A 23,785-nucleotide genomic window follows, 5' to 3' on the forward strand; every position below is an offset into this window, starting at 1 on the left:
GCGGAATAACGAGGCAATGCCTGTCTGAACGGCTTTCAGACAGGCATTATTCAAACCTTCGGCGGTTTAAAGCCGTATCGTCGGTCAGCAGGCCGGCAAAGATTTTGCCCGCGTGCAACACATATTCGTCGCGCCCGCTCGCTGCCGAAATCAGCAGCGCGGCAGGTAGGCCGTTGCGGTTGAGGCTGGTGGGAATGGTGAGGCCGGGCATATCCAGAAAGCTGCCCGCCATGGTGTTGCGCAGGATTTTGCGGTTGGCTTCGGCAAAAAATTCTCGGTCGTTTTCCAAGCGGGCGAGCGGCGGGGCGTCGATGGCGGTGGTGGGCAGCAAAAGCAGCGCGTCTTGCAATTCTTCCGCCAGCTGCCGTTGCAAGCGGGCGCGCCAAGTGAGCAATTCAAACAGATGGTGCAGCGGGTAAATCCGGTTGCTCTGCAAACGCTGCGCCACCCGTTCATCTATGATGCCTGTCTGAAGGGGGGGCGTTTTGATGCAGCTGCCATGCTTCGATGCCGACCAGCGTGCCGTATTCGTCAAACAAGCTTTCCAGCCGTTGCAGCGCATGCAGCGGCTTGCGGGTGATGCTGACGCCCGCCCGGGTCAGCCGGGCAAGGTTCTGCTCGAAAGCCGCCAGAATCTGCGGTTCGGCATCTTCGCTAAACAAACCTTCGGGCACCACGGCTTTGAAATGCCTGTCTGAACAGCTTGCCGAATCAATATGAAACGCCCGCATCACGGTGCAGATATCGGCGGCGGTGTGCGCCAGCGGGCCGATGCTGTCGAGTGTGGGCGAAAGCGTCCACACGCCGATGCGCGGCAGGCGGGCGGATGTAGGTTTAAACCCGGCCAGGCCGTTGAGTGCGGCGGGAATGCGCACGGAGCCGGACGTGTCGGTGCCTATGGCATAAGGCACGATGCCCGCCGCCACCGAAACCGCCGCCCCGCAAGACGAGCCGCCCGGCGCCAGCGGTTCGGCCGCAGGCCACACATTCGCGGGCGTGCCGAAATGCGGGTTCAGGCCGAGGCCGGAAAGGGCAAATTCAGTGAGGTTGGTGCGCCCTATGGAAACCGCGCCCAAGCTTTCCAGCAGCGACACAACGGCGGCATCTTGCGCTGCGGGCGGATTCTGCACTGTGGTTAAGCTGCCGGAGCGGGTGATTTCTCCGGCTTGGTCGAACAAGTCTTTCCACGATACGGTGATGCCGTCGAGCGCCCCCAATCGCTTTCCCGATTGCAGCCGCGCTGTTGCCGCCTCGGCCGCCAGCCGGGCGCGGGTTTCGGTGATGTGGATAAACACGGCGCGGCCGCCTGCTTCTTGGGCGCGGATCAGGCCGGATTCAAGCAGGGAAATAGGATCGGCTGCGCCGGATTCGAATGCGGCGTTCCAATCGGCAAGGGTAAGCAGGGGCAGATTCATGATTTGTCCTTGTGTTGCTTGGTTTCTTTATATAGTCAATCCACTTATATAATAACAACACCGTCATACTCGGGTTTGACCCGAGTGTCTCCTAAAGTTACTGAAACTCAAGATACTCGGGTTAAGCCCGAGTATGATGAGTGTACGATTTTTAAGTTGATTAACTATATAGTTAAGAGTGTTGCTTGGAGCGGAAAAGTTCATCACTAGCCATGCCTGTCTGAAAAAACATTTCAGACAGGCATGGCTATAATCCCCATACGCAAACAAAGGAGAACATCATGCAGAACAATCCATACTTACACGCTTTGGGCGCCGAGATACCGATTATTCAGGCGCCGATGGCGGGCGTGCAGGGCAGCGCGCTGGCGGTGGCTGTGTGCCGGGCGGGTGGTGTCGGGTCGCTGCCCGCCGCCATGCTCACGCCTGAAAAACTACGCGAAGAATTGGCGGCTATCCGCGATGCGGTGGGCGGCAAACCTTATAACGTCAACTTTTTTGCTCACCGCAACCCCGAAGTTTCCGAAGCGCAAAAAGCCGCGTGGTTTGATGTGCTCAAGCCTTATTTTGAAGAGTTCGGCTTAACCCAAGCCGATATTCCGGCAGGCGGCGGGCGCAATCCGTTTGACGAAACCGCGCTGGAAATGGTGCAGGCATTCAAGCCGCCGGTGGTGAGCTTCCATTTCGGCCTGCCTGAAAAGCCGCTGCTGGAGGCGGTGAAAGCCACGGGTGCGCAGGTTTGGTCGAGCGCCTCCACGGTGGAAGAGGCGCGCTGGCTGGAAGCAAACGGCGCCGATGCCGTGATTGCGCAAGGCTGGGAAGCGGGCGGCCACCGCGGCATGTTTTTAAGCCGCGACTTGGGTGCGCAATCGGGCACTTTCGCCCTGCTGCCCAATATCGTGGCGGCGGTTAAGTTGCCGGTGATTGCCGCAGGCGGCATCAGCAACGCGCAAACCGTACGCGCCGCGTTTGATTTGGGTGCCGCCGCCGTGCAGCCCGGCACCGCGTTTCTGCTGGCCGACGAAGCTACCACCTCCGCCGCTTACCGCGCCGCGCTGCAAAGCCCGCGGGCAGGGCATACGGTGATTACCAACTTGTTCAGCGGCGGCTTCGCCCGCGGCATAGCAAACCGGTTTATCCGCGAAGCCGGGCCGATTAATGCCTCGGCCTTGCCGTTTCCCTTTTCCGGCGCAGCAGCCGGCGTGTTGAAAGCCGCAGCGGAGCGGGCGGGTTCGGATGAATTTTCTTCATTCTGGGCTGGGCAGAACGCGCGGTTTGCCCAAGCAGGCAGCGCGGAGGAAATTTTGCACAGCTTGGCCGAAGGGTTGGCCGGGTGAATTGTGGCTTAACTATAAAAACTTTCTTTTCAGACAGGCATATTTTATTTGCAGAATTCCAAATGTTTACATTAATTTAATTTAACTAGAGAATTATTAGCATAGCTGTACTGTCACAAATAAAAATGACATATAAATTATGTTATTTTTATTTAAATGGATTTTGTCTGAAGTGGTTGGAGAAGTTTATTATGAAACAATTAAATACATCTGAACTGCAACAGGTTTCTGGAGGATGGATTGACCGCATGATTCGTATACTAGACCCGGTGGACAAAGCTGCTGAGGACTTTTATTATGAATTAATAACAGGTCGGACGGGAGGATCTGTAAATAACAATCGGCTGCCTAAATTCCGTTAGTATTAAAGAAAGTAAAAGATTTAACTTAATCTTATAAATCATTAGGTATTCTTAATTTCCAATGCTGTCTGAAAATATTCTTTTTCAGGCAGCATTATGTTATCTAAAGTTATTGAAAGCTCCCCTAGGCTGCTTAACTTGAACGCCTGTTGAGCATTGACGATATCGTGTTACGCTACAAAATCACCGGATATTGCCGGCTGCCAAAATAATATTTGACCGAACGCAAATGCCTGTCTGAAAAGCACTAATGGGCTTCAGACAGGCATTTGCATTTGACATTTTTCTAAACTATACTGGACATCCGTCCAATATAGAAATCAAACACTTTATGACCCGATCCGCCCGCGCCCAATTTATTGAAGCCGGTGTGCGCCTTTATCCGCAGCTGGGCTACCGCAAGCTTTCTGTGCGGCTTTTGGCAGCCGAGGCGGGGTTGAGCCCGGGAATGTTTCACCATTTGTTTGCCAGCAAAGATGAATTTGTGGCCGAGCTTTTGCGATCGCAGTATGAAAACACTTTCGGTTTGGTGGATTTTTTCTCCGAAAAAGATGCGGATGCGGTGCGGAGGCTGCGCCATGTGATCCGCTTGCTCGCATTCTGCCTGCGGGATAATTTGGCTTGGGTTAACCGTATTTTTGCCGACAGTGCCGACGGCGTGAAAACTGCGGAAACGTTTTTGCGCCGCCAGTTTGACAGCTATTCAGGCTGGCTTTACACCCTTTTGAGCGACTGTTTCCCCGATACGCCGTTTCCCGAATTGGTGAAACGCATGTCGTATATCAGCGCGTCGGTGGCGGCGCCGATGTTTCTGGGTATTCGTTTCAACCATATGGGCATGCTGCCTGAAGAAGTGCGCAGCCATATTTTTGCCGTGCTGGATGATGCTGCAATTGAAGAGCGCATCCAATGGACGTTTTCCGCGTTGTTTCCCAATCATTGTTTGCAGGGAAAATCATGAAAAAAATGATCATTGCCGTTGTAATAGCCGCGCTTGCCGCCGGCGGTTGGTATCTATACAGCCGACAAAGCCAAAGCGGCCTGCCTGAAGGGTTTGCACAATCCAACGGCCGTTTGGAACTGAACCGCTTCGACATCGCCAGCCTGTATCCGGGGCGGGTGCAGGCGGTGTTGGTGGACGAGGGCAGCGAAGTGAAGGAAGGGGATGCGTTGGTCGAGCTTTCTTCCGTGACCAGCACCAGCCAGCTTGAGGCCGCCAAAGCCCAGAAACAGCGGGCGCAGGAAGCGGTGGCGCGGGCGGATGCCGAAATCAAGGCTTACGAGCAGCAGCAGAAAGTGGCGCAGATGGAATTGGGCAATGCGCAAAACTTGAAGCGCGATGAGTTAGTGTCGCCGGCGGAAGTAACCAAAAGGCTGGCCGCGCGCGACGGTGCGGCGGCTTCCGTGCGCGCCGCCCGTGCCGCCCGCGCCGAAGCGATGGCGGCGGTAGCGGCGGCTCAGGCGCAGATTAATCAGGCGGCTTCGGCCAATGACGACATGACCATCCGCAGCCCGAAAGCGGGGCGGGTGGAATACAAAATCGCCGAAGTGGGCAGCGTGATTGCGGCGGGCAGCAAAGTGGTGAGCCTGCTTGATCCGATGGATGTGTCGATGAATATTTTTCTGCCCAACGCTCAGGCAGGCCGTCTGAAAGTGGGCGACGAGGCGCGGATTGTGCTGGATAGTGTGGACGCAGTGTTCCCCGCCAAAATCAGCTTTATCGCCACCGAAGCCCAGTTCACGCCCAAATCGGTGGAAACCGAAAACGAGCGTGAAAAGCTGATGTTTAAAGTTAAACTGAAAATCACGCCCGAAACCGCTTCCCGCTACAACCGCCTGCTCAAAGGCGGCATGACGGGCAACGGCTATGTGCGCACCGATGCCGCGCAGACATGGCCGTCTGAACTGGCGGTGAAGCTGCCGCATTAACAGGCCGTTTGAAAGCCAAAATCATAAAACGGAATAGCCGCATGAAAGCCCTTGCCGTTTGGCTGCTGCTGTGCCGCACTGCATTTGCCGCGCCTGATTTTGCCGACCGCAGCCAAGAGCGGTTTGGCACGCGGCACAACGGCAGCAGCATTTACCGCCTCTATGCCGCGCATTTATCCGAACAAGCCGCTCCGTTCGGCCTGCTGGTTTATCTGCACGGCGATGGCGCAGACGAGTTTGCAGCAGGCAGCAATCAGCTTGATGGCTATGCCGCGGTAGCCCGCAAACACCGCCTGCTGATGATTGCCCCGCTCACGCCCGACCACCGCAGCCGCACATGGTGGCGCAGCAACACCGCGCCGCGTTATGCCGCCGAACTGATTGCCCACATTTCCCGCCGCTATGCCGTCGATACCGGCAATATCTGGCTGGCAGGCTATTCAGGTGGCGCGGAAGTCATCACTTACCATCTGTTGGCTGACCACAGCCATCTGTTTCACGGCGGCGGCGCATTGATGGTGGGCGGCGGCGGGTTCGGCGAGAAGGACGCATTCGCACAGAGGCCGTCTGAAACATTCAAAAGCCGTTTCGCCCTGAAATGGCTGGCCGGAGAATACGACACGCCCGCCAAAGGCGGCAGCGACAAAGGCTTCGACGCGCTGAACGAAGCCCGCCAAGCTTACCGTCGCTACCGCGCCGCCGGTTTTACCGATGCCGAATTTGAAGTCGTCCCCGCTACCGGCCACTACCGCCTTGCCACGCACGGCCCCGCCGCCCTCGACAAATTGATCCAACGCCAACACCGAAAGGAAACACCATGAACGACCTCCCTCTGCAAGCCGAAGCACAGGCGCGTATCGACCATATTCAGAAACTCTACCGAGAATGGACCCAGCTGCTCCCCAAACTCGAAGCCGCCCACCAAGACTGGCTGCGCGGCGACGCCATTATGCGCGAGCTGGAGCATTTTTATTTTGGAGGCGAATACAGCCGTTACCACCAAGCCCTTGAAGAGGGGCTGGATGTAAACCTGCACACCGAGGGCGAATACAGCATTATGAGTGAAGATGCCTTATGGAACGCATCCATAGAACAACGATCCCTCGCATGGCAGCGGCTGCGTTCGGCAGTGGCAGTATTGGACAGGGAGGAGGGCGGGGAAGAGGCCGTCTGAAAAACCATGCCTGTCTGAAAAATCACCCCTTGGTATTTGCTGCCCGCCAGGTCTGTAAACCCCTTTGCTTCTCACATGATGTACCGCGGGGTAACTTTATTCGGCCGTATGGAAGCTGCCGATAGGTAAAGCCTGTCTGAAATGATTGTTCAGACAGGCATTTTATTGTGATGTCGGACATATAACGACGCAACTTCATTTTGTAACGGTGCGGCCGCATTTAGCTGTGCTGAATATTGTCTGCAACCGGCTTGCTGCTTTGTACTGATGTAATTTCATTGGCGCAGTTTGGTATATTATGAAATAAATGATAATGATTTTTAAATGCAGTGATATAATAGAAATTTATTTTTATCTTTATAATTTTTATCAATAACAGGGTATTTTGATATGAATGTGTATTCTACGTATTTGGCTGTAATGGTATCGGCAATGGGGGCGGGCGGTGCGGTATGGGCTGATACACCGTACCGACCCGCAGGGCAATCTCCGTCTGAAACGGTGGATTTGGGTACCGTAACAGTGCGGGGGAAACATATGGTGATGGAAAAGGGTTACAAAGCGGAGCGCAGCGATATTACCGGTGTTGACACGTCCATTCTCGATACACCCTACAGCATTGACGTGGTAACCCAAGAGCGGCTGGAGGATAAACAGCCCCAAACGTTGGAAGAGTCTGTAAAAGGCATCAGCGGTTTGACCCAAGGCAATAATTTGGCAGGCACGCTGGATACGGTTATGCGCAGGGGTTACGGCAGCAACCGCGACGGTTCGATTATGCGCAACGGTTTGGGCAGCCCGATGGCACGCAACTTTACAGCCAATGTCGAACGGGTGGAAGTGTTGAAAGGCCCCGCTTCGGTGCTTTACGGAATGCAAAACCCCGGCGGGGTGATCAATGTTGTAACCAAAAAGCCGGATCACACTAAACACACGACTACGCTCAATATCGGTTACGGTAATTATGCGGCGAAGAAAGCCGGTATCGATACGACGGGCCCCATCGGTAACAGCGGTGCCGCTTACCGCTTTGTTGCCGATTACAAAACCCAAAATTACTGGCGCAGCTTCGGCAGCAACACCGAATACATCGTTGCGCCTTCTTTATCTTGGCAAAACGATAAAACCAAGGTTTCGGCCGGCTATGAATACCAAAATTACAAAGGCGTATTCGATCGGGGCACTTTTCTGGATGTGAGCGGAACGGCGGCTAATAATCCCAATTACGGTAAAGTTTTGGATATTCCCCTCAAACGCCGCTTGGACGATCCGATTAACGTAACGAAAGGCCACTCCCACACATTCCAATTAAACGGCGAACACAAGTTGAATCAAAACTGGAAGCTGAGGGCGGCATACGGCTTCAGCAAAAACCATTATAACGACTGGCAGGCTCGCGTAATGAACTACAATGCGGCCACGAGGGAAGTACGCCGCCGTATCGACGGTACCAGGCCGTCAGATGCCAGTACACACAGTTTGAATATTTCTGCCAACGGCCTCGTTGATCAAGGAGAAAATATCACGCACAAATTGCGCGCTTCCGTGCAATTGCAGGACTACAAGCTGAAATTGGGCGATTTGCGCCGCAGTGCCGCCCAGCACAATATGAGTGTGGACAACCCCGTTTACGGGCAAAATTGGATCGAATCTGCCAATCCGACGGCAGACGCCCGTACCAGCGACACGCTCGAACACTATAAAACTGCCGCCTTGTTGCTGCAGGATTCAGCCTATATCGGTAATCATTGGATTGTTTCAGGCGGCGTGCGCGGACAGTGGCACAAAATCGAATCCGGCCAGGGCCGCCCGATACGCTTCCGCAACCGCAGCAGCGGCTTCAACCTGTTTCCCCAAATCGGTGCGGTATACTTGATAAACCCGAGGTGGTCTGTTTACGGTAATTTCGGTACGTCGGCCAAACCCAACGCTTCGCGCAATATCGATTATGCCGGTAAAAAAATTCCTTTGGAAAAAAGCCGCCAATTCGAATTGGGCAGCAAATACCACAGTGAAAACCTTAGCGCAAATTTTGCCTTGTTCCATATCAAAAAAGACAATGTCGCGCGCCCCGTAATTTTGGCCAACGGCGATGTGGAAACACGCATCATCGAAAAAAACCGTTCGCAGGGGGTGGAAGTGGATGTTAACGGGAAAATTACCGACAAATTAGGTATTTCCGCCAATTACACCCTCACGGACACGAAAGTGCTTGAAGATAAAAACGAGCCGCTCAACGAAGGCAACCGATTCGGCAGCATACCCAAACATACCGCCGGTTTGACACTGTTTTACGACTTCGGCCGTGCTTTGGGCGGCAATTGGCGCACGGGAGCGGGTTTGGATTACCGCGGCAGATGGGGCTTCAATTATGTGCGGAACAATCAGGCGCAATGGTTCGAAATGCCTTCGGCAACCACATATCATGCGTTTGTTTCTTACGACACCAAAGTTGGCGGCAAACCGTTGAATCTACGCCTGACGGGCAAAAATCTGGGCAACAAGCAATACTTCGTATCGCATACCTCCGCTACCATGCAGCATCTGTCTATCGGTGAGCCGCGCACGGTAACCTTGGGTGCGAAATTGAGTTTCTGATGCTTGCTGCTTCGCATCAATGTGATTCGATTGGCTATGGCAAACCGTTTGCATCATAACGGTATCTTTAATTATCCGTGTGGCAGGCGTACTGATTTCGGCTCGGCTCGCCATACTTCTCCCGACAACCAAAGCTGACAAACCGTGCCTGTCTGAATTTTTTCAGACAGGCATCCTATTCAATATGGAAAAATGGCAAATCGAATTAAATGCCACGCCGGTATGGTTTCTGCAAACCTCGGCAGGTGTTTTTATTTCCCTTATTCTGATTATTTCCCTCATCAGTAAAACCCGCTTCGGCAAGCAGTTTCGGCAAATCCTTTCCCCTTGCCTGGATAAAAAAAGCAAGGCCAAAGTTTTGCTGGTGCTGGTTTTCATGATTATGCTGCTGTTGACGGAAATCCGGCTCAATGTTTTAAATACTTTCTTTTACAATGGGTTGTATAGTGCATTGCAAGACAAAAAAGCCGAGTCTTTCTGGTTTTTCGCCCTAATTAACGCAGGTGTCGTGATCATGCGCACACTTAACGGCATCATCAACGATTTTTTAGACCAGTCGCTTGCCATCAAATGGTCTGAAAAACTCAATAGCGTATTGGTTGCGGGCTGGCTCGCCGATAAAAACTATTACGCCCTGCACATGCGGCGGCACGGGCCGGACAATATAGACCAACGCATCCAGCAGGATGCCCAGGATTTCATTGCCAATACCATTGAATTTGTGCGCGGTATGCTGAATTCCGTTTTGTCGTCCATTGAGTTCACCATCGTATTATGGGGTTTGTCCGGCGTTTTGCATTTATTCGGCTTGAGTATTCCGCACGGTATCGTTTTTTTCGTGTTCGTTTTCGTGCTGCTTTCCACTGCGGCAACCATGTGGATAGGCAAACCCCTCATCCGCTACCATTACGACAATGAAAAACTCAACGGCGACTACCGTTACTCCCTGATACGTATCAGAGACCACGCGGAAAGCATAGCTTTTTACGACGGAGAATGGAAAGAGCAACAGCAGTTGGGCAGCCGTTTCAGAGCCATCATCCGCAACCGCTGGAAAATTACCCGCCAAAACGTGGCATTGGGCGGGTTTAACAATCTGCTGACCCAAAGCGTGCAACTGCTTCCCTTGATGCTGCAAGCACCGCGCTTTTTTGCCGGACAGATAAAAATCGGCGATATGCACCAAACCGTGCAGGCATTCAACCGTTTGCAGCGCGCTTTGTCTTTCTTCCGTAATTTTTATGAAGAATTTACCGCCTACCGCGCCCGCCTCGAACGCTTAAGCGGCTTTATTTCCAGCCTGGAAACCCGGTCGGAGCATCCCTCCAGCATGATTGACGGCCGTTCAGACAGGCTTGAGTTGGACAATGTTGCCGTTTACCGTGCCGACGGCTCGGCATTGCTTGAAAATATCAGCTTGCAGGCCGGCAGCGGCGATGCTTTGCTGATTCAGGGGCCGAGCGGTTGCGGCAAAACATCATTGATACGCGTGATGGCCGGGCTGTGGCCGTTTGGCAGCAGCGGCACAATACGGCGTTTGCCGCGCCAATCGACCCTGTTTGTGCCGCAACGCCCTTATGTGCCGCAAGGTACGCTTTTTGAAGCCATATGTTATCCGAACCTCCGGCCTTCGCCTGAGGAATTGAGGCGGAAACTGAAAGACTGCCGTTTGGATTGCCTTGCAGGATTTTTAGACGAAACCGACGATTGGCAGCACCGTCTTTCCCCGGGAGAGTTGCAGCGTATCGCTTTTGTCCGCATTTTGCTGACCCGCCCCAAATTGGTTTTGTTGGACGAAGCCACTTCGGCGTTGGACGAGACTACCGAAGCCCTGCTTTATACGTTAATCCGCAACAACCTTCCCCAAAGCATCATTGTCAGCATCGGCCACCGTAATACGCTCAGCACACTGCATAATAAAACCATGCGGATAAATGGCTGATCCGACATATCATGTATAGTCAATCGACACATTTTTAATTTAAGGTGCGGCAACGCCGCAGCAAAAGTGGAATTGATTTGCTGGAAAACCTTAAAATTATCAAAAATATCGGTTCGGGAAACCGAACCGCCGAAAGGCCGTCTGAAAACCATGCCCGTCTGAACTGCCGATTCCATTTTGTAAGCTGTTGAAGCCGCAGAACCGGTTCCGTATTGCCCGTGCCGTCTCCGGTTTGCTGTCCGATATCGATGGTTGCGTTGGAATGGGCTTTGAAAGACCGGCTTTCCGTTTAACTATGAAAGCCATGTTGAGAAAGGAATCAACAAATGTTGAAACATCTGATTGCGGCGGTATCGCTGTTGTGTGCCGTTATGCCTGCATCCGCCCGAAATACCGTCAGCCAAAAGGCAGACCGGCAGGCACAGCCGAAAGATACGGTGGTGCGTAACTTTACGGCTTTCCGTGGCGACGCTGAAAACGGCTGGCGTGCGGTTGTGCGCGGCGGGCGTATGGAGCTGGAAACCGTCCGCCCCCGCGAATACCACCGCAGCATTCCCGTCCGGCGTTCTGCTTATGCTAAAGGCGTTGAATTGACAGGCAAAACCCGTTTCGGTGAAGTGGTGCTGAACATCAACGGCAAACGTTGCCGTGATGCGGGAGGCCGTCTGAACGAATTTACCGCCACGCTGCATTACAGGGGCAAAACCACGAAAGGCTGCGCGGTACGCGGCGCATACGGAACCGCGCCTACCTGACTGAGTATCCCGCAAGGCTGCCTGTCCGTACTTCCGTACGAAAGAAGCAAAGGATGAAAAAGCATGTGGAAAACTTTAAAAAACATCGGTATTGCACACCGTAAAAAGCTGCTGGTTACCTTCGGCATCGTTGCTTTGGAAAACCTGCTGTTTCTGAGTTACCCCGTGTTCGGCGGGTTTGCCGTCAACGCGGTGATGCAGGGCAAGGTGTGGCACGCGCTGGCTTACGCGCTGGTGGTTTTGCTGATATGGCTGGTGGGGGCGGCACGGCGCAGTGCGGATACGCGCGTGTTTGCCCGCATTTACAGCGAAATCGTTGTGCCGGTGATTGTGAAGCAGCGCATACAAGGTCAAACGCCGTCTCAAATCACGGCGCGGGTGGCGTTGTCGCGGGAGTTTGTCGACTTTTTTGAAATGCACCTGCCTATGGCGGTTACTTCGCTGGTGTCGGTGTTTGGCGCGGTGATCATGCTTGTACTGTTGGAATTTTGGGTGGGCGTGTTGAGCATGATGGTGTTGGCGGTGTTTTTGCTGCTGCTGCCCGGATTTTCCCGCATGAGCGAAAAGCTGTATTTCAAACTCAACAACCGTTTGGAGCGCGATGTGGACATGATTCAGGCCGCACCCGAAGCCATGCTGCACAAACATTTCGGCTTGGTTGCCCGCTTGCGTATCCTGATTTCCAACCGCGAAGCATTGGGCTATTTGTGTATCGGCGCGGCGATGGCGGTATTGTTCGGCTTTACTTTCGTGTGGATAACCTTAAACGGTTACGGCAGCGCGGGGCATATTTATTCGCTGACCACTTATTTGTGGATGTTTGCCATGAGCTTGGACGACATGCCGCAGCTGGTGGAAAGTTATTCCAATTTGAGAGATATTGCCCGCCGCGTGGAAGTGGAAAGCACCGGCCCCAAACAGGCCGTCTGAAAAACCATGCCTGTCTGAAAATTTACATGCATAGGGCAGATGTTAAGGCTGTTCCTGTAATGGCTAAACGGCTGGAATCACAAATAGTGGTTTTGCGGTGTAGTACACAGCCTGCATTCAGCTTGCTGCTAATGTAAATCCGAAGCGGTCGGCGGTTGAGTCAACCGTTCTGTACCGTATGTTTATCATGATTATTAATTAAAGGAGTTGTCCCATGTCACGTTTATCACCCGAACGCCTTGCACTCGCCCGCGAGCAGGAAAAAACCATTTCTCCGGAAGACTACGAAAAAGTCAAAGGTTTGGCGAATATTGTCCGTCCCTTGCGCAGCTTTATCTTTAAAACACCTGACGAATACGGCATGAATTACCAAGATGTCGTGATTCCGTCCGACGACGGCATACCGCTGGAAGCGTGGTATATCCCGGCCAAAAAAACAAGCAGCAAACTGATTATCTTCAACCACGCACTACCGATGTGCCGTGCAGGTTTCCCCGGCCATTTCGGCCTGCCGTGGGCGGGCTTTGATGCCGTGGAAATCGACTTCGTTATTCAATACAAGCATTTAACAGATGCCGGTTATAACGTGCTAACCTACGACTTCCGCAACCACGGCAACAGTGCCGCGGCCAACGGCGGTTTGTCGGGCATCGGCAATTGGGAATGGCGTGATTGCGTGGGCGTGAAAAAATGGGTTGATGCCCACCCCGAATTTTCTAAAATGACCGTGGGTCTGTACAGCCAATGCTTGGGTGGTGTTTCACAGTTCCGAGCCATTAAAGAACGCCCCGAACTGTTTGAAAACGTGCGCTGTATGGTCAGCCCGCTTGTGCCGTCGATGAGCGCGATTTTCGACGCTTTCTCCGAATTGCAGGGCGTGCGGCAATACCAGCCGCTGATTGATTTGGAACTGATGAAAATGGGTGCGTTTACTGCCGAAGAAATGGCGGGCGCGCTTTGGGCGCATGCCGTGAAAATGCCGACCTTCATGTTCCAAGTGCGTGACGACGAATGGACGCGTAACCCTGAAGACGGCCAAAAAACCTTTGATTTGTTGGGTGCGAAAGAAAAAGAACTCTACTGGATAGAAGGAACCACCAAACGCTTCCGTGACGGCTACAATTGGTTTGGCCGTGAACCGAAAATCGTTCTGGATTTCTTTGCCAAGTATATGAGGTAAGTGTAGGTTGAATCCGATAAAGCCGTAAAAATGTTGGATTTGATAAAAACAGGCCGTCTGAAAAACCATGCCTGTCTGAAAAAAGCATTTTAAGAAACAGCACGCCCGTCATACTCGGGCTTGACCCGAGTATCTTGAGTTCCAATAATTTCGGGAGATACTCGGGTCAAGCCCGAGTATGACGGCTCGAATTATATGTAAATGATTGATTTGAAACAATGAAAGAAGGAGAGCATGGCATCAAGCAAAGCATATTTGGATTTTATTTTGGAGCAATTATCCGACTTGGACGACATCACTTATCGAGCCATGATGGGCGAGTATATTCTCTACTATAAGCAGAAAATCGTCGGCGGCATCTATGATGACCGCTTGCTGGTTAAGCCCGTTCAGTCGGCAATCGACTATATGCCGAATGCAGCTTATGAGTTGCCTTACGAAGGCGCAAAAGCAATGCTGCTTGTGAACGAGGTGGATGACAAGGCGTTTTTAGCAGGGCTGTTTGAAGCCATGTATGATGAATTACCCGATCCAAAGCCTAAGAAAAAGAAGTAGGCCGCAAAATCAGCAATGAAAAGGAAGTTCACTATGATTACCTTATATGCACTCAAACAATCCCGCGCCTACCGTATCGCATGGCTGCTCGAGTTGCTCGGCTTGGCATACCGCGCGGAAGTGATCGCGCGCGATGCCGAAACCTCGCTTGCGCCCGACAGCTTGCGCCGTATTCACCCGCTGGGTAAGTCGCCCCTGATAGACGACAACGGCTTGGTGCTGGCCGAAAGCGGCGCGATTGTCGAATACCTGATCACACGCTACGGTCAGGAAACGGCCTTGAGGCCGTCTGAAAACAGCGCGGCTTATCCCGAATATCTGTTTTGGCTGCATTATGCGGAAGGTTCGCTGATGCCGCTGCTGGTAATGTCGCTGGTGTTCCGCAAAATTGAAGCACGCAAAATGCCGTTTTTCGCCAAACCCGTTGCCCGCAAAATTACCGACGGCGTGCGCGCATCGTTTTTGAATCCGCAGCTCAAACTGCATCTGGAATTTGTCGAAAGCAAACTGGCCGGCCGCACTTGGCTGCTGGGCGAAGAAATCAGCGGTGCCGACATTATGATGGGTTTTCCTTTGCAGGCCGCCGTGTCGCGCACCCCGCTGAACCTGCCGAATATCTCCGCCTATGTGCGCCGCATTGAAAACGACCCCGCCTACCAACGGGCGCAAGAGCGCATCGGGAAACTGGAATTGCTGTGATGCCGTGCCTGTTTGAAAATTTTTGTGCGTAGGGCGGGCATCCCAACGAACTGTCGCCGAAAATCGGATACGAGAAGCCTATTTTCTAAGGCTACTTATAAATAAAACGCACATTGCTCTGTTTTAAATCAGGAGAAGCTATGCCTACCAACCGTCAGTTATTGACTGATTTAGCCGCAGGCCGAATCAGCATCGAAGCCCATATCCGCGAGCGTTTGCAGCGGATTGAACGGCTCAATTCTAAAATCAATTCCGTTGTAACCCTCAGTCCACACGCCTTGGAGCAAGCACAGGCGGCTGACCGTTTGCGCGAAAGCGGCGCGGCATTACCTGCCTTGTTCGGTTTACCACTGACAGTTAAGGACTTATACGCCACTGCCGGATTAAAAACAACGGCAGGCTTCAAAGCTTTGGCCAATTATGTTCCATCGGAAGATGCGGTTTTGGTGGCTCGGGCGCAGGCGGCTGGAGCAATCTTGCTGGGTAAAACCAACACCGCGGAATTGGGGGCCGATATGCAATGCTGCAACCCGCTGTTCGGTGCAACCCACAACCCGTGGAACTTAGGTTTGACCAGTGGAGGCAGCTCCGGCGGCAGTGCTGCTGCCGTTGCCGCAGGCTTTTCGGCGTTAGATATTGGTAGTGATTTGGCAGGATCCATCCGTTTACCTGCCGCTTTTTGTGGTGTTGCTGGGATAAAAACCACCGAAAACCGCCTGCCGCGAACCGGCCACATCCCGCATCTTCCGAACAGGCAGCGCTCGGTTTGGCATTTGTTGTCTTTCGGATTACTGGCACGTTATGTGGATGATTTGCGGCTAGGTCTGGCTGCATTGCTGATACCTGAGCAAGGCGCTGCGATTACCGACAGCACCGTTCCTCCGTTGCCAGTACAAGCAGCGCAAACCAAAACACAACTGCGTATCGCCTATTGGGATGATTTCAACGGTTTGCCGCTGTGCCCGCGTACTCAAACAGCCCTACAACAAACGGTTGAAAAACTAAAATCCGCGGGCATGACGGTCAAGCGTATCAAGCCCACAGACTTCGATTTTCAGGCAGCATGGGAAGCATATGGTGAAATAATGGGTGCAGAAGTGGGCATGGGGATGCCGGTGTGGCAGCGCATAGCTTTCGGTACGGCAGGCTACCTAATGCCAAAATCACGTTTTATTATGACGTCGGTCGGCAGCGGGATGAGGCTGAATATGCGGCGCTACAATCAAGCACTGAACACGCGCGAACGGCTGATTACTTCATTGGAGCATTTTTTACAGCAATGGGACATATGGCTTTGTCCTGTGGCACCAACTACTGCCTTTCCCCATTGCAAGCCGCAAAGCTCAATCTCAATCGGTAGCCAAAGCATGCCTTACTTAGAAGCTACCACATCGCTGGTTACACCGTTTTCCTTAACGGGTCATCCTGTTATCAGCCTTCCTGCAGGTCTGTTTGACGGCCTACCTGTCGGCATGCAACTGGTAGGCAGACGCTGGCAGGATGAAGCCCTGCTGGATTGTGCTGAAGCGGTGGAGCGTGTTCTGCAAGGGTTTCAACAACCGGAGACAATACTATGAAAAGCCTTGCCAAACCGATACTCTATTTCGCGTCGGCGCTCAATTTTCTGGCTGCCATGCTACATTATCTGTGTATCGTATGGGGAGCTGACGGATTTCGCTTTATGGGAGCAGGCAGGGCAATAGTCAAGATGGCTGAAAGCGGGCATTGGTATCCTTATTTTATTGCCGCTTTTGTCGGCAGCGCGTTGCTGATCACTTCTTTCTATGCACTTACTGCCGCCAAAGGCAAGCTTCATTTGCCTCTGCATCGCTGGATTCTGGCTGCCACAGCCGCGGCTTTTATCACTCGCGGGCTGGCTTTTCCGTTGCTCAAACCCTTGTTTCCCGAGAATAGCCATACATTTTGGTTCATCACCTCAGCCCTTTGCTTGCTAATAGGTGGCCTGTATGCCATCGGCGCGCGGCTTAAATGGTCAGCTTTATCGAGCGGCTTTTGACAGGCACGGTACGTAGGGCGGGCCCTCAACGGCCGGTACGAGATGACGCATATTGATGCCGACGGAAATGGCTGCATGAATTTTCAATGATTTGAATCAAAAGTTTATCAACAGGCCGTCTGAAAACCGTGCCTGTCTGAACATTTTTGTGGGTAGGGCGGGCATCCTTGCCCGCTGTGGAGCCGGCACAAATTTGACGTGCGTCGAGCAGATATGCCAACACATCGGCGGCAAATTGCCCTTAACGGCCACCGCAAGGAAGATTCAATTGTGAATAGCCGAAACAAATCCATTTTGTTTTTACCCGGAGCGTCGGGGGATCCGGCATTTTGGCAGCCGGTGGCGGATTTGATGCCGCCGGATTGCCGCTGCACCGTACAGACTTATCCTGAATTTGCCGGACAGCCTCCTCACCCCGCCGTTCAGGATTTTGCCGGCTTGTGTGACTGGGTATTGGCAAAAATCCAAGAACCTACCGTGCTGGTCGCACAGTCGATGGGTGGCATCATTGCTATGCAGGCGGCTTTGCGGAAGCCTGAGCAAGTGTGTGGTTTGGTATTGGTTGCTACATCCGGCGGCATGGATGTATCGGCTTTCGGTGCGGAAGACTGGCGCAGCGCTTATCTGTTGGAACAGCCGCAGCTGCCGACATGGTTTATAGAAGCAGATTGCGACTTGTCGCCGGATTTTGCCGAACTTCAGGTGCCCGTGCTGCTGATTTGGGGAGGCGCTGACTCCATCAGTCCGCCCGCCGTCGGCCGTTTTTTGCAGCAGACACTGCCGAATGCCGAACTGGCGGTGATACCGAATGGCAGACACGATGTGGCACACACTCATGCGGTGGAAGTAGCGGCGCGGATTCGCGATTATTTGAATGATGCCGTCTGAAACCCCATGCCTGTCTGAATTACGAGAAAGTCACGCAAAATGAACCCGAAATACACTCCGCTTTTCCAATCCTACACACTCAACAACGGCGTGGTTGTGAAAAACCGTTTGGTGGTCGCGCCCATGACGCATTGGGCTTCCAACGCAGACGGCAGCATTAGCGAGAGCGAGCGCCGTTTTTTGCAAAACCGCTTTGAAGGATTCGGCATGTTTATCGCCGCTGCTACGCTGGTGTCGCCCGAAGGAAAGGCATTCGGCGGGCAGCCGGAAGCCATCGGCATGGAAGACTTGCCGAACTTGAAAGAAGTGGCGCAGATTGCTCACGAACAAGGCGCAAAAGCCGTTTTGCAGCTTCACCACGGCGGCACCAAAGCCATGGCTGATTTGCTGGAAGGGGCCGACAAAGTGGCTCCGTCGGATGACGAAGCCGGCGGTTCGCGCGCGCTGACCGACCAAGAAATCCGCGCGCTGATTGAAGCCTTTGCCCGCGCCGCCGAGTTGGCACTCGAAGCAGGTTTCGACGGCGTGGAAATACACGGTGCCAACGGTTATCTGATTCAGCAGTTTGTTTCCGCCCAAAGCAACCGCCGTTCAGATGAATGGGGCGGCAGCTTGGCAAACCGCCTGCGCTTTCCACTGGCCGTCGTCGATGCCGTCGATGCCGTGCGCCGCAAACACAACCGCCCCGATTTCATCCTCGGCTACCGTTTCTCGCCCGAAGAAGGCGGCGACAACGGCCTAACCATGCAGGATACGTTCGCACTGATTGATGCCATGGTGCAAAAACCGCTGCAATATCTGCACGTTTCGCTTTGGGATTTCTACAAAAAAGCCCGCCGCGGAGCCGACACAAATTTGACGCGCATCGAACAGATACACCAACGCATCGGCGGCAAACTGCCCCTGATCGGCGTAGGCAACCTCTTCAGCGCAGAACAGATTTTGGCGGCCTACCAAACCGGCTGGGCGGAATTTATCGCATTGGGTAAAACCGTTTTGCTCAACCCCGATTTGGCCGAACTGATTGAAAGCGGCCGCGAAGCCGAAATCGTGTGCGAACTTGACCCCGACAAAGCCGACCGTTACCGCATTCCCGAAAGATTGTGGCAGCAATGCCAAATGGAGCTGGCCTACCTGCCGCCGGTAAAAGGCAGCAAAAACTGGCAGCCGGTGGATATTTGATTGGATAGGGTTTCGTGCGTAGGGCGGGCATCCTTGCCCGCTATTCGGATTGGTTTGTTTGGTTGCACGGCGGGCAAGGATGCTCAATTGTTTGAAGAGGCCGTCTGAAAAATGCCTGTCTGAAAACCTCAATCGCCGGTTTCATCTTCCTCAAACGGCGTTTTGCCCATCTCCTTGCGTGTCAGGTAAGTCGCCGCCAGCGGAAAGAATGCCGCCAGCACGCACGAACCGCCGATAACCAGCAAAGCTATCGCACCGATGGGTTGGTCGAGCAAATCGTGCACCCAACCGCCCAAACCGAACAGCACCATCAGCCCGGGAATAACGGCACACAGGCCGCAGATTAAAATAATGATAGAACCGATATGCAAACGGCGCATGGCATGCTCCTTTCCGATTGTAGAGGGGAAAAAGGAACAGAAACAGTTGCATATAATCTAACACATTGTTTTCATCATACCTATCGGCATTTTTTCTGGAGGCAATCAGAAAATCAAATCTGTGGACATTTGTGAATGCGGATATCGGTAGAGCGGCATATTTACCTGTATAGTGAATCAACCTAAAAATAGTACACTCGTCATACTCGGGCTTGACCCGAGTATCTCCTAAATTTACCGGAACTCAAGATACTCGGGTCAAGCCCGAGTATGACTGAACTGTTATTGTGTAAGTGGTTTAACTATAACTATATTGGGAGTGTATATGTTCAGCCATATTACTGTCGGTACCAATGATCTCTCACGTTCGGCGGCGTTTTATGATGCTCTATTGCTGCCGCTAGGCATGCAACGCAGGCATGAACAACCGGACGGCGGCCCTGATGCTGCATGTTACGGATTGCCGGGTCAAATGCTGCCGATTTTTTATGTACACGAAACCTTTAACCGTCTGCCTGCTACAGCAGGAAATGGAAGTATGGTGGCTTTTCTTGCATCTAGTGCAGCATTAGTGGATGTCGCATACACCGCAGGCTTAGATGCAGGCGGAACCGATGAAGGTGCGCCGGGTGAGCGGCCTCATTACGGTAAAGGCTACTACGGTGCTTATTTGCGCGATCCGGACGGTAATAAAGTGCATATCGTGTTTCGTGGAGATTTGTTTGATTTAGAGGCGTGCTAACGCTTGTTTGAAAATCGCCGTGTATGCGTGTATGTAGGGCGGGCATCCTTGACCGTCATTCGTACTTGCATGTTTAGATTGCATGGTGGGCAGGGATGTCCGCCCTATAGTTGCACCGTAAAGTGAGGCCGTCTGAAAACATTGCAGACCGCCAAATCAATAAGGAATAAAATATCATGGCCGAAAAACTGAACTTTGACACCGCCATCGCCTACCGTACGCTTGAATTGGCAGGCAATCCCAAAGAGAACGTGAACATTTTTATTGGCAAACCCGAAAAACTGCACGAAGAAGAATGGATTTGCCCCTACCGCATCGTCGGCGCGGGTAAAGACATCAATTTTCAAATCCACGCTCTAGACGGCATTCAAACCTTACAACTTATCTGGAAAGTGATAGACGGTACACTTGCGGGCGAAAACTTGGCATTGTGCTGGCCGGGCGGTGATCCGTTTGCAGGCTTTGCCGAAGAGTATTGATGAAAGAGAAGGCCGTCTGAAACCTCCCAATGCCCGTCTGAAAACAGAGTAAAACCATGATGAATAACCCCGCCGTCTCCCTCCGCTCCGTTTCCCACCGCTACGGCAAGACCGTAACGGCGCTGGACGACGTATCGCTGGCCATCCCGCGCGGCGCCACCGTCGGTTTGATCGGCCCCGACGGGGTGGGCAAATCGACGCTGCTGTCGCTGATTGCCGGCGTCAAAATCATTCAGACAGGCACGGTGGAAGTGTTCGGGCGGAACATGGCCGACAAAGCGGCGCGGCAGGCGTTGTCGCACCGCATCGCCTTTATGCCGCAGGGTTTGGGTCACAACCTCTATCCCACTTTAAGCGTCTATGAAAACGTCGAATTCCACGCGCGGCTGTTCGGGTTGAACGCCGCCGAACGCCAAGCCCGCATCGCCCGCCTGCTCGAAGCCACCGGTTTGGCGCCGTTCCCCGACCGCCCGGCGGGCAAGCTCTCGGGCGGGATGAAGCAGAAACTGAGCTTATGCTGCGCACTGGTGCATTCGCCCGATTTGCTGATTCTCGACGAACCGACCACCGGCGTCGACCCGCTGTCGCGCCGCCAGTTTTGGGCGTTGGTGGACGAATTGCAGGCCGAAAGCGCAGGCATGACGGTGATCGTTGCCACCGCCTATATCGAAGAAGCCGAACGCTTCGGCCATCTGCTGGCAATGGACGACGGCAAGCTGCTGGTCAACAAGCCCACCCGCGAGGTGATGCGCGACAGCGGTGCCGCCACGCTGGAAGCCGCCTATGTGCAGATGCTGCCGTCTGAAAAGCAGCAAGGTTCGGGCGGGTTGGCGATGACCCCGTTTGTCGCCGATCCCGATGCCCCGCCCGCCATCGAAGCACACGGGCTGACCAAGCGTTTCGGCAGCTTTACCGCGGTCGATCGGGTGAGTTTCAAAATCGCACAAGGCGAAATCTTCGGCTTTCTCGGCTCCAACGGCTGCGGCAAATCCACCACCATGAAAATGCTCACCGGTTTGCTGGAAGCCAGCGATGGTTCGGCCGAACTCTTGGGGCGGCCGATCGAAGCGGGCAATATCCAAACGCGGATGCGCGTCGGCTATATGTCGCAGGCGTTCTCGCTATATGAAGAATTGAGCGTGATCGACAACCTCAAACTGCACGCCCGCCTCTACCAAATGGGCGCGGCCGGCGAACAGGCGGTGGCCGATGCGTTGGTGCAGTTCGACCTCAGCGATGCCGCTGCTGCCAAACCCGCTTCGCTGCCTTTGGGCATCCGCCAACGGCTGCAACTGGCGGCGGCCTGCCTGCACAAACCCGAAGTGCTGATTCTCGACGAACCGACCTCCGGCGTCGATCCCGCCGCCCGCGACATGTTCTGGCGGCATCTGCTCAAACTCTCGCGCGAAGACAAAATCACCATATTTGTGTCGACCCACTTTATGAACGAGGCCGAACGCTGCGACCGCATTTCCTTCATGCACAAAGGCCGCGTGCTGGCGGTGGGCACGCCGTCGGAGCTGACCGCACGGCAGGCCGCGCCGAATCTGGAGGAGGCGTTTGTGCAGTATTTGTTGGACGACGAAGCGCGGGAAGGCCTGTCTGAAAGGCCGTCTGAAACGGCGGCTTCCGTGCAAGCAAACGCGCAAACAAATAATGCCGCCGTGCCGCCGCAACAAACTGCCAACGATTCGGAGAGGCCGTCTGAAACCGAAAGCGTGGCGCAACTGGCGGCGAGGGTGGTGCGGGCCGATCAGGATTTGGATGTACAGGCAGGGATAAGGCCGTCTGAAAATGTTCGCTCCGACAGCGGCCTTGCTTCCTTGCAAGCGGAGGAGGAGCAAACGGTTGTTTCGCCGGAACCCCCGATTTCTTCCACCTCAGCCGAACCGCGTTCAGAAACCGGCAAGATGACAGAAAGAAAACAAGCCGCCGATGTTTCAGACAGGCTACCTGAAACCGAAAGCGTGCCTCAAGTTGCAGCAAGGAGTGCGCAGGAAAATCAGGTTTCGGATGCGCAAACAGGCAACAGGCCGTCTGAAAACACACCGCCGACCGACACCCTCAAATACTGGCTGGCCAGTGTGCGCACGTTTGCTTTGCGTGAAACCAAAGAATTGCTGCGCGACAAGGTGCGGCTGTTTTTTGCGGTGATGGGGCCGGTGATTCTGATGATTTCCCTATCGTGGAGCGTGTCGTTCGACGTGAAAGACCTCACGTTTACCGTGCTCGACCGCGACCAAACCACCGAAAGCCGCCGCCTCACCGAATATTTTTCCGGTTCGCGCTATTTTCATGAACAGCCGCCGCTCTCGTCGCCAAGCGATATCGACACCGCCTTGCAGTCGGCGCAAACGCGCTTGGTGGTTGAGATTCCCGAAGGCTTCGGGCGCGATATGCTGGCGGGCAGGCGGCCGGAGGCGGCGTTTTATGTCGACGGCGCGATGCCGTTCAACGCCAGCAATATTCAAGGCTATATCGGCGGCATTTTTGCGCTGTACGGGCAGGATTTGGCGCGCGAAACAGGGATGACGCTGCCGCCGCCCGCAGCCAAAATCGAGCAGCGGTTTATGTATAATCAGGATTTTGAAAGCATTTTCGCCATTGCGCCGGGCGTGTTGATGTTGGTGCTGATGCTGATTCCGGCGATGATGTCGGTGGTCGGGGTGGTGCGCGAACGCGAAATCGGTTCGATTTCCAATTTCTACACCTCGCCCGCCACCGTGCCGCAGTTTCTGCTCGGCAAGCAGCTGCCGTATATTGCGGTGGGCATGGTGAATTATGTGGTGCTCACGGCGATGATGGTGTTCGGCTTCGGCGTGCCGGTGAAAGGTTCGCTGCTGGTGCTGACGGCAGGCACGCTGATTCTGCTGTTCGTGTCCACCGCGCTGGGTTTGCTGGCTTCCACTGTCGTGCGCTCGCAAATGGCGGCCATCAGCCTCACCGCGATTGTGATTATGATCCCGACCTTCAACTATTCCGGCTTTCTGCATCCGCTCTCGTCGATGGAAGGCGGGGCATACTGGATGGGCAAGCTGATGCCCGCGTCGTGGTATCTCAACATCAGCATCGGCAGCTTCACCAAAGGCTTGGGCGGGCACGACCTGAGCCGCGAAATGCTGGTGCTGCTGGCGTTTTATGTGGTGTATTTCACTTCGGCCTGCTGGATTTTGAAGAAGCAGGAAAAATAATGCCTGTCTGAACGTATCGGGCAAAAGGAG

General features: G+C 53.7%; 23 protein-coding genes. 20 read left to right on the plus strand and 3 right to left on the minus strand.

From position 1 onward, the window contains the following. Positions 1-46: 46 nt before the first annotated feature. Together AKG09_RS02890 and AKG09_RS02895 are read right to left on the minus strand one after the other, a co-directional pair. A complete protein-coding gene (locus AKG09_RS02890) occupies positions 47-535 on the minus strand; it encodes an amidase family protein (protein WP_197272102.1) in 489 nt (162 codons plus the stop codon). Continuing rightward, the gene (locus tag AKG09_RS02895) at positions 453-1,415 is read right to left on the minus strand and encodes an amidase family protein (RefSeq protein WP_054617988.1); all 963 of its coding nucleotides are present in this window, start codon (positions 1,413-1,415) and stop codon (positions 453-455) included. Before AKG09_RS02895 ends, AKG09_RS02890 begins: the two co-directional genes overlap by 83 nt. A gap of 281 nt (positions 1,416-1,696) precedes the next feature. Between AKG09_RS02895 and AKG09_RS02900 the strand changes: the two genes are divergently transcribed. The 17 genes from AKG09_RS02900 (at position 1,697) to AKG09_RS02975 (ending at position 18,963) form a co-directional block, all read left to right on the plus strand. Next, a complete protein-coding gene (locus AKG09_RS02900; protein WP_054617989.1) occupies positions 1,697-2,752 on the plus strand; it encodes a nitronate monooxygenase family protein in 1,056 nt (351 codons plus the stop codon). A 191-nt stretch (positions 2,753-2,943) separates the two neighbouring features. Then, on the plus strand, positions 2,944-3,114 hold the full coding sequence (locus AKG09_RS12380) for a bacteriocin (RefSeq protein ID WP_197272103.1): 171 nt from the start codon (positions 2,944-2,946) through the stop codon (positions 3,112-3,114). 331 nt (positions 3,115-3,445) lie between these two features. Then, positions 3,446-4,075, plus strand: a complete 630-nt coding sequence (locus AKG09_RS02905; protein ID WP_054617990.1) for a TetR/AcrR family transcriptional regulator — start codon at positions 3,446-3,448, stop codon at positions 4,073-4,075. Then, entirely contained in the window at positions 4,072-5,043 is a 972-nt protein-coding gene (locus AKG09_RS02910) for an HlyD family secretion protein (protein ID WP_054617991.1), read from the plus strand. Before AKG09_RS02905 ends, AKG09_RS02910 begins: the two co-directional genes overlap by 4 nt. 41 nt (positions 5,044-5,084) lie before the next feature. Then, a complete protein-coding gene (locus tag AKG09_RS02915; protein ID WP_054617992.1) occupies positions 5,085-5,864 on the plus strand; it encodes a hypothetical protein in 780 nt (259 codons plus the stop codon). Further along, positions 5,861-6,217: a DUF4298 domain-containing protein gene (locus tag AKG09_RS02920; protein ID WP_054617993.1), complete on the plus strand. Its 357-nt coding sequence runs from the start codon at positions 5,861-5,863 to the stop codon at positions 6,215-6,217. Before AKG09_RS02915 ends, AKG09_RS02920 begins: the two co-directional genes overlap by 4 nt. 390 nt (positions 6,218-6,607) lie before the next feature. Beyond that, entirely contained in the window at positions 6,608-8,815 is a 2,208-nt protein-coding gene (locus tag AKG09_RS02925; protein WP_054617994.1) for a TonB-dependent siderophore receptor, read from the plus strand. A 184-nt stretch (positions 8,816-8,999) separates the two neighbouring features. Further along, the gene (locus tag AKG09_RS02930) at positions 9,000-10,757 is read left to right on the plus strand and encodes an ABC transporter ATP-binding protein/permease (protein ID WP_054617995.1); all 1,758 of its coding nucleotides are present in this window, start codon (positions 9,000-9,002) and stop codon (positions 10,755-10,757) included. A gap of 326 nt (positions 10,758-11,083) precedes the next feature. Continuing rightward, positions 11,084-11,512, plus strand: a complete 429-nt coding sequence (locus AKG09_RS02935) for a hypothetical protein (RefSeq protein ID WP_054617996.1) — start codon at positions 11,084-11,086, stop codon at positions 11,510-11,512. 63 nt (positions 11,513-11,575) lie between these two features. Further along, positions 11,576-12,442: an ABC transporter six-transmembrane domain-containing protein gene (locus AKG09_RS02940; RefSeq protein ID WP_054617997.1), complete on the plus strand. Its 867-nt coding sequence runs from the start codon at positions 11,576-11,578 to the stop codon at positions 12,440-12,442. Positions 12,443-12,656: 214 nt separating this feature from the next. Beyond that, positions 12,657-13,622 carry a S9 family peptidase gene (locus tag AKG09_RS02945; protein WP_054617998.1) on the plus strand — a complete coding sequence of 322 codons (966 nt, stop codon included), beginning with the start codon at positions 12,657-12,659 and terminating at the stop codon, positions 13,620-13,622. A 234-nt stretch (positions 13,623-13,856) separates the two neighbouring features. Next, positions 13,857-14,177 (plus strand): TfoX/Sxy family protein, encoded by a 321-nt coding sequence (locus tag AKG09_RS02950; protein ID WP_054617999.1) that lies wholly within the window; start codon positions 13,857-13,859, stop codon positions 14,175-14,177. A gap of 33 nt (positions 14,178-14,210) precedes the next feature. Continuing rightward, complete coding sequence (locus AKG09_RS02955; RefSeq protein ID WP_054618000.1) at positions 14,211-14,876, plus strand: glutathione S-transferase; 666 nt, start codon at positions 14,211-14,213, stop codon at positions 14,874-14,876. A 140-nt stretch (positions 14,877-15,016) separates the two neighbouring features. Next, positions 15,017-16,453, plus strand: a complete 1,437-nt coding sequence (locus AKG09_RS02960; RefSeq protein ID WP_054618001.1) for an amidase — start codon at positions 15,017-15,019, stop codon at positions 16,451-16,453. Then, positions 16,450-16,893 (plus strand): hypothetical protein, encoded by a 444-nt coding sequence (locus AKG09_RS02965; RefSeq protein ID WP_054618002.1) that lies wholly within the window; start codon positions 16,450-16,452, stop codon positions 16,891-16,893. The genes AKG09_RS02960 and AKG09_RS02965 overlap by 4 nt, the downstream gene beginning before the upstream one ends. Positions 16,894-17,163: 270 nt before the next feature. Next, complete coding sequence (locus AKG09_RS02970; protein ID WP_054618003.1) at positions 17,164-17,781, plus strand: alpha/beta fold hydrolase; 618 nt, start codon at positions 17,164-17,166, stop codon at positions 17,779-17,781. Between the two features lie 39 nt (positions 17,782-17,820). Continuing rightward, positions 17,821-18,963 (plus strand): NADH-dependent flavin oxidoreductase, encoded by a 1,143-nt coding sequence (locus AKG09_RS02975; protein ID WP_054618004.1) that lies wholly within the window; start codon positions 17,821-17,823, stop codon positions 18,961-18,963. A gap of 128 nt (positions 18,964-19,091) precedes the next feature. On the opposite strand, the gene AKG09_RS02980 is transcribed toward AKG09_RS02975, so the two are convergent. Beyond that, positions 19,092-19,343 carry a hypothetical protein gene (locus AKG09_RS02980; protein ID WP_054618005.1) on the minus strand — a complete coding sequence of 84 codons (252 nt, stop codon included), beginning with the start codon at positions 19,341-19,343 and terminating at the stop codon, positions 19,092-19,094. Between the two features lie 325 nt (positions 19,344-19,668). Here AKG09_RS02980 and AKG09_RS02985 point away from each other — a divergent pair, with 325 nt between their 5' ends. The 3 genes from AKG09_RS02985 to AKG09_RS02995 all read left to right on the plus strand — a co-directional run bounded on the left by AKG09_RS02985 (position 19,669) and on the right by AKG09_RS02995 (position 23,755). Further along, positions 19,669-20,085, plus strand: coding sequence for a VOC family protein (locus AKG09_RS02985; protein WP_054618006.1), 417 nt, complete (start codon positions 19,669-19,671; stop codon positions 20,083-20,085). A 176-nt stretch (positions 20,086-20,261) separates the two neighbouring features. Further along, a complete protein-coding gene (locus AKG09_RS02990) occupies positions 20,262-20,564 on the plus strand; it encodes a hypothetical protein (RefSeq protein WP_054618007.1) in 303 nt (100 codons plus the stop codon). A 56-nt stretch (positions 20,565-20,620) separates the two neighbouring features. Beyond that, positions 20,621-23,755 (plus strand): ATP-binding cassette domain-containing protein, encoded by a 3,135-nt coding sequence (locus AKG09_RS02995; protein WP_156320783.1) that lies wholly within the window; start codon positions 20,621-20,623, stop codon positions 23,753-23,755. Positions 23,756-23,785 lie beyond the last annotated feature (30 nt).

The organism is Neisseria sp. 83E34 (assembly GCF_001308015.1).
Classification (GTDB): Bacteria; Pseudomonadota; Gammaproteobacteria; order Burkholderiales; family Neisseriaceae; genus Neisseria.

What these genes read in the sequence shown, in the direction of transcription:
- AKG09_RS02940 (WP_054617997.1), top strand. Translation starts at nt 11,576, where the DNA reads ATGTGGAAAACTTTAAAAAACATCGGTATTGCACACCGTAAAAAGCTG.
- AKG09_RS02925 (WP_054617994.1), top strand. Translation starts at nt 6,608, where the DNA reads ATGAATGTGTATTCTACGTATTTGGCTGTAATGGTATCGGCAATGGGG.
- AKG09_RS02935 (WP_054617996.1), top strand. Translation starts at nt 11,084, where the DNA reads ATGTTGAAACATCTGATTGCGGCGGTATCGCTGTTGTGTGCCGTTATG.
- AKG09_RS02955 (WP_054618000.1), top strand. Translation starts at nt 14,211, where the DNA reads ATGATTACCTTATATGCACTCAAACAATCCCGCGCCTACCGTATCGCA.
- AKG09_RS02900 (WP_054617989.1), top strand. Translation starts at nt 1,697, where the DNA reads ATGCAGAACAATCCATACTTACACGCTTTGGGCGCCGAGATACCGATT.
- AKG09_RS02975 (WP_054618004.1), top strand. Translation starts at nt 17,821, where the DNA reads ATGAACCCGAAATACACTCCGCTTTTCCAATCCTACACACTCAACAAC.
- AKG09_RS02960 (WP_054618001.1), top strand. Translation starts at nt 15,017, where the DNA reads ATGCCTACCAACCGTCAGTTATTGACTGATTTAGCCGCAGGCCGAATC.
- AKG09_RS02920 (WP_054617993.1), top strand. Translation starts at nt 5,861, where the DNA reads ATGAACGACCTCCCTCTGCAAGCCGAAGCACAGGCGCGTATCGACCAT.
- AKG09_RS02930 (WP_054617995.1), top strand. Translation starts at nt 9,000, where the DNA reads ATGGAAAAATGGCAAATCGAATTAAATGCCACGCCGGTATGGTTTCTG.
- AKG09_RS02990 (WP_054618007.1), top strand. Translation starts at nt 20,262, where the DNA reads ATGGCCGAAAAACTGAACTTTGACACCGCCATCGCCTACCGTACGCTT.
- AKG09_RS02995 (WP_156320783.1), top strand. Translation starts at nt 20,621, where the DNA reads ATGATGAATAACCCCGCCGTCTCCCTCCGCTCCGTTTCCCACCGCTAC.
- AKG09_RS02905 (WP_054617990.1), top strand. Translation starts at nt 3,446, where the DNA reads ATGACCCGATCCGCCCGCGCCCAATTTATTGAAGCCGGTGTGCGCCTT.
- AKG09_RS02910 (WP_054617991.1), top strand. Translation starts at nt 4,072, where the DNA reads ATGAAAAAAATGATCATTGCCGTTGTAATAGCCGCGCTTGCCGCCGGC.
- AKG09_RS02950 (WP_054617999.1), top strand. Translation starts at nt 13,857, where the DNA reads ATGGCATCAAGCAAAGCATATTTGGATTTTATTTTGGAGCAATTATCC.
- AKG09_RS02985 (WP_054618006.1), top strand. Translation starts at nt 19,669, where the DNA reads ATGTTCAGCCATATTACTGTCGGTACCAATGATCTCTCACGTTCGGCG.
- AKG09_RS02915 (WP_054617992.1), top strand. Translation starts at nt 5,085, where the DNA reads ATGAAAGCCCTTGCCGTTTGGCTGCTGCTGTGCCGCACTGCATTTGCC.
- AKG09_RS02945 (WP_054617998.1), top strand. Translation starts at nt 12,657, where the DNA reads ATGTCACGTTTATCACCCGAACGCCTTGCACTCGCCCGCGAGCAGGAA.
- AKG09_RS02965 (WP_054618002.1), top strand. Translation starts at nt 16,450, where the DNA reads ATGAAAAGCCTTGCCAAACCGATACTCTATTTCGCGTCGGCGCTCAAT.
- AKG09_RS02895 (WP_054617988.1), bottom strand. Translation starts at nt 1,415, where the DNA reads ATGAATCTGCCCCTGCTTACCCTTGCCGATTGGAACGCCGCATTCGAA.
- AKG09_RS12380 (WP_197272103.1), top strand. Translation starts at nt 2,944, where the DNA reads ATGAAACAATTAAATACATCTGAACTGCAACAGGTTTCTGGAGGATGG.
- AKG09_RS02980 (WP_054618005.1), bottom strand. Translation starts at nt 19,343, where the DNA reads ATGCGCCGTTTGCATATCGGTTCTATCATTATTTTAATCTGCGGCCTG.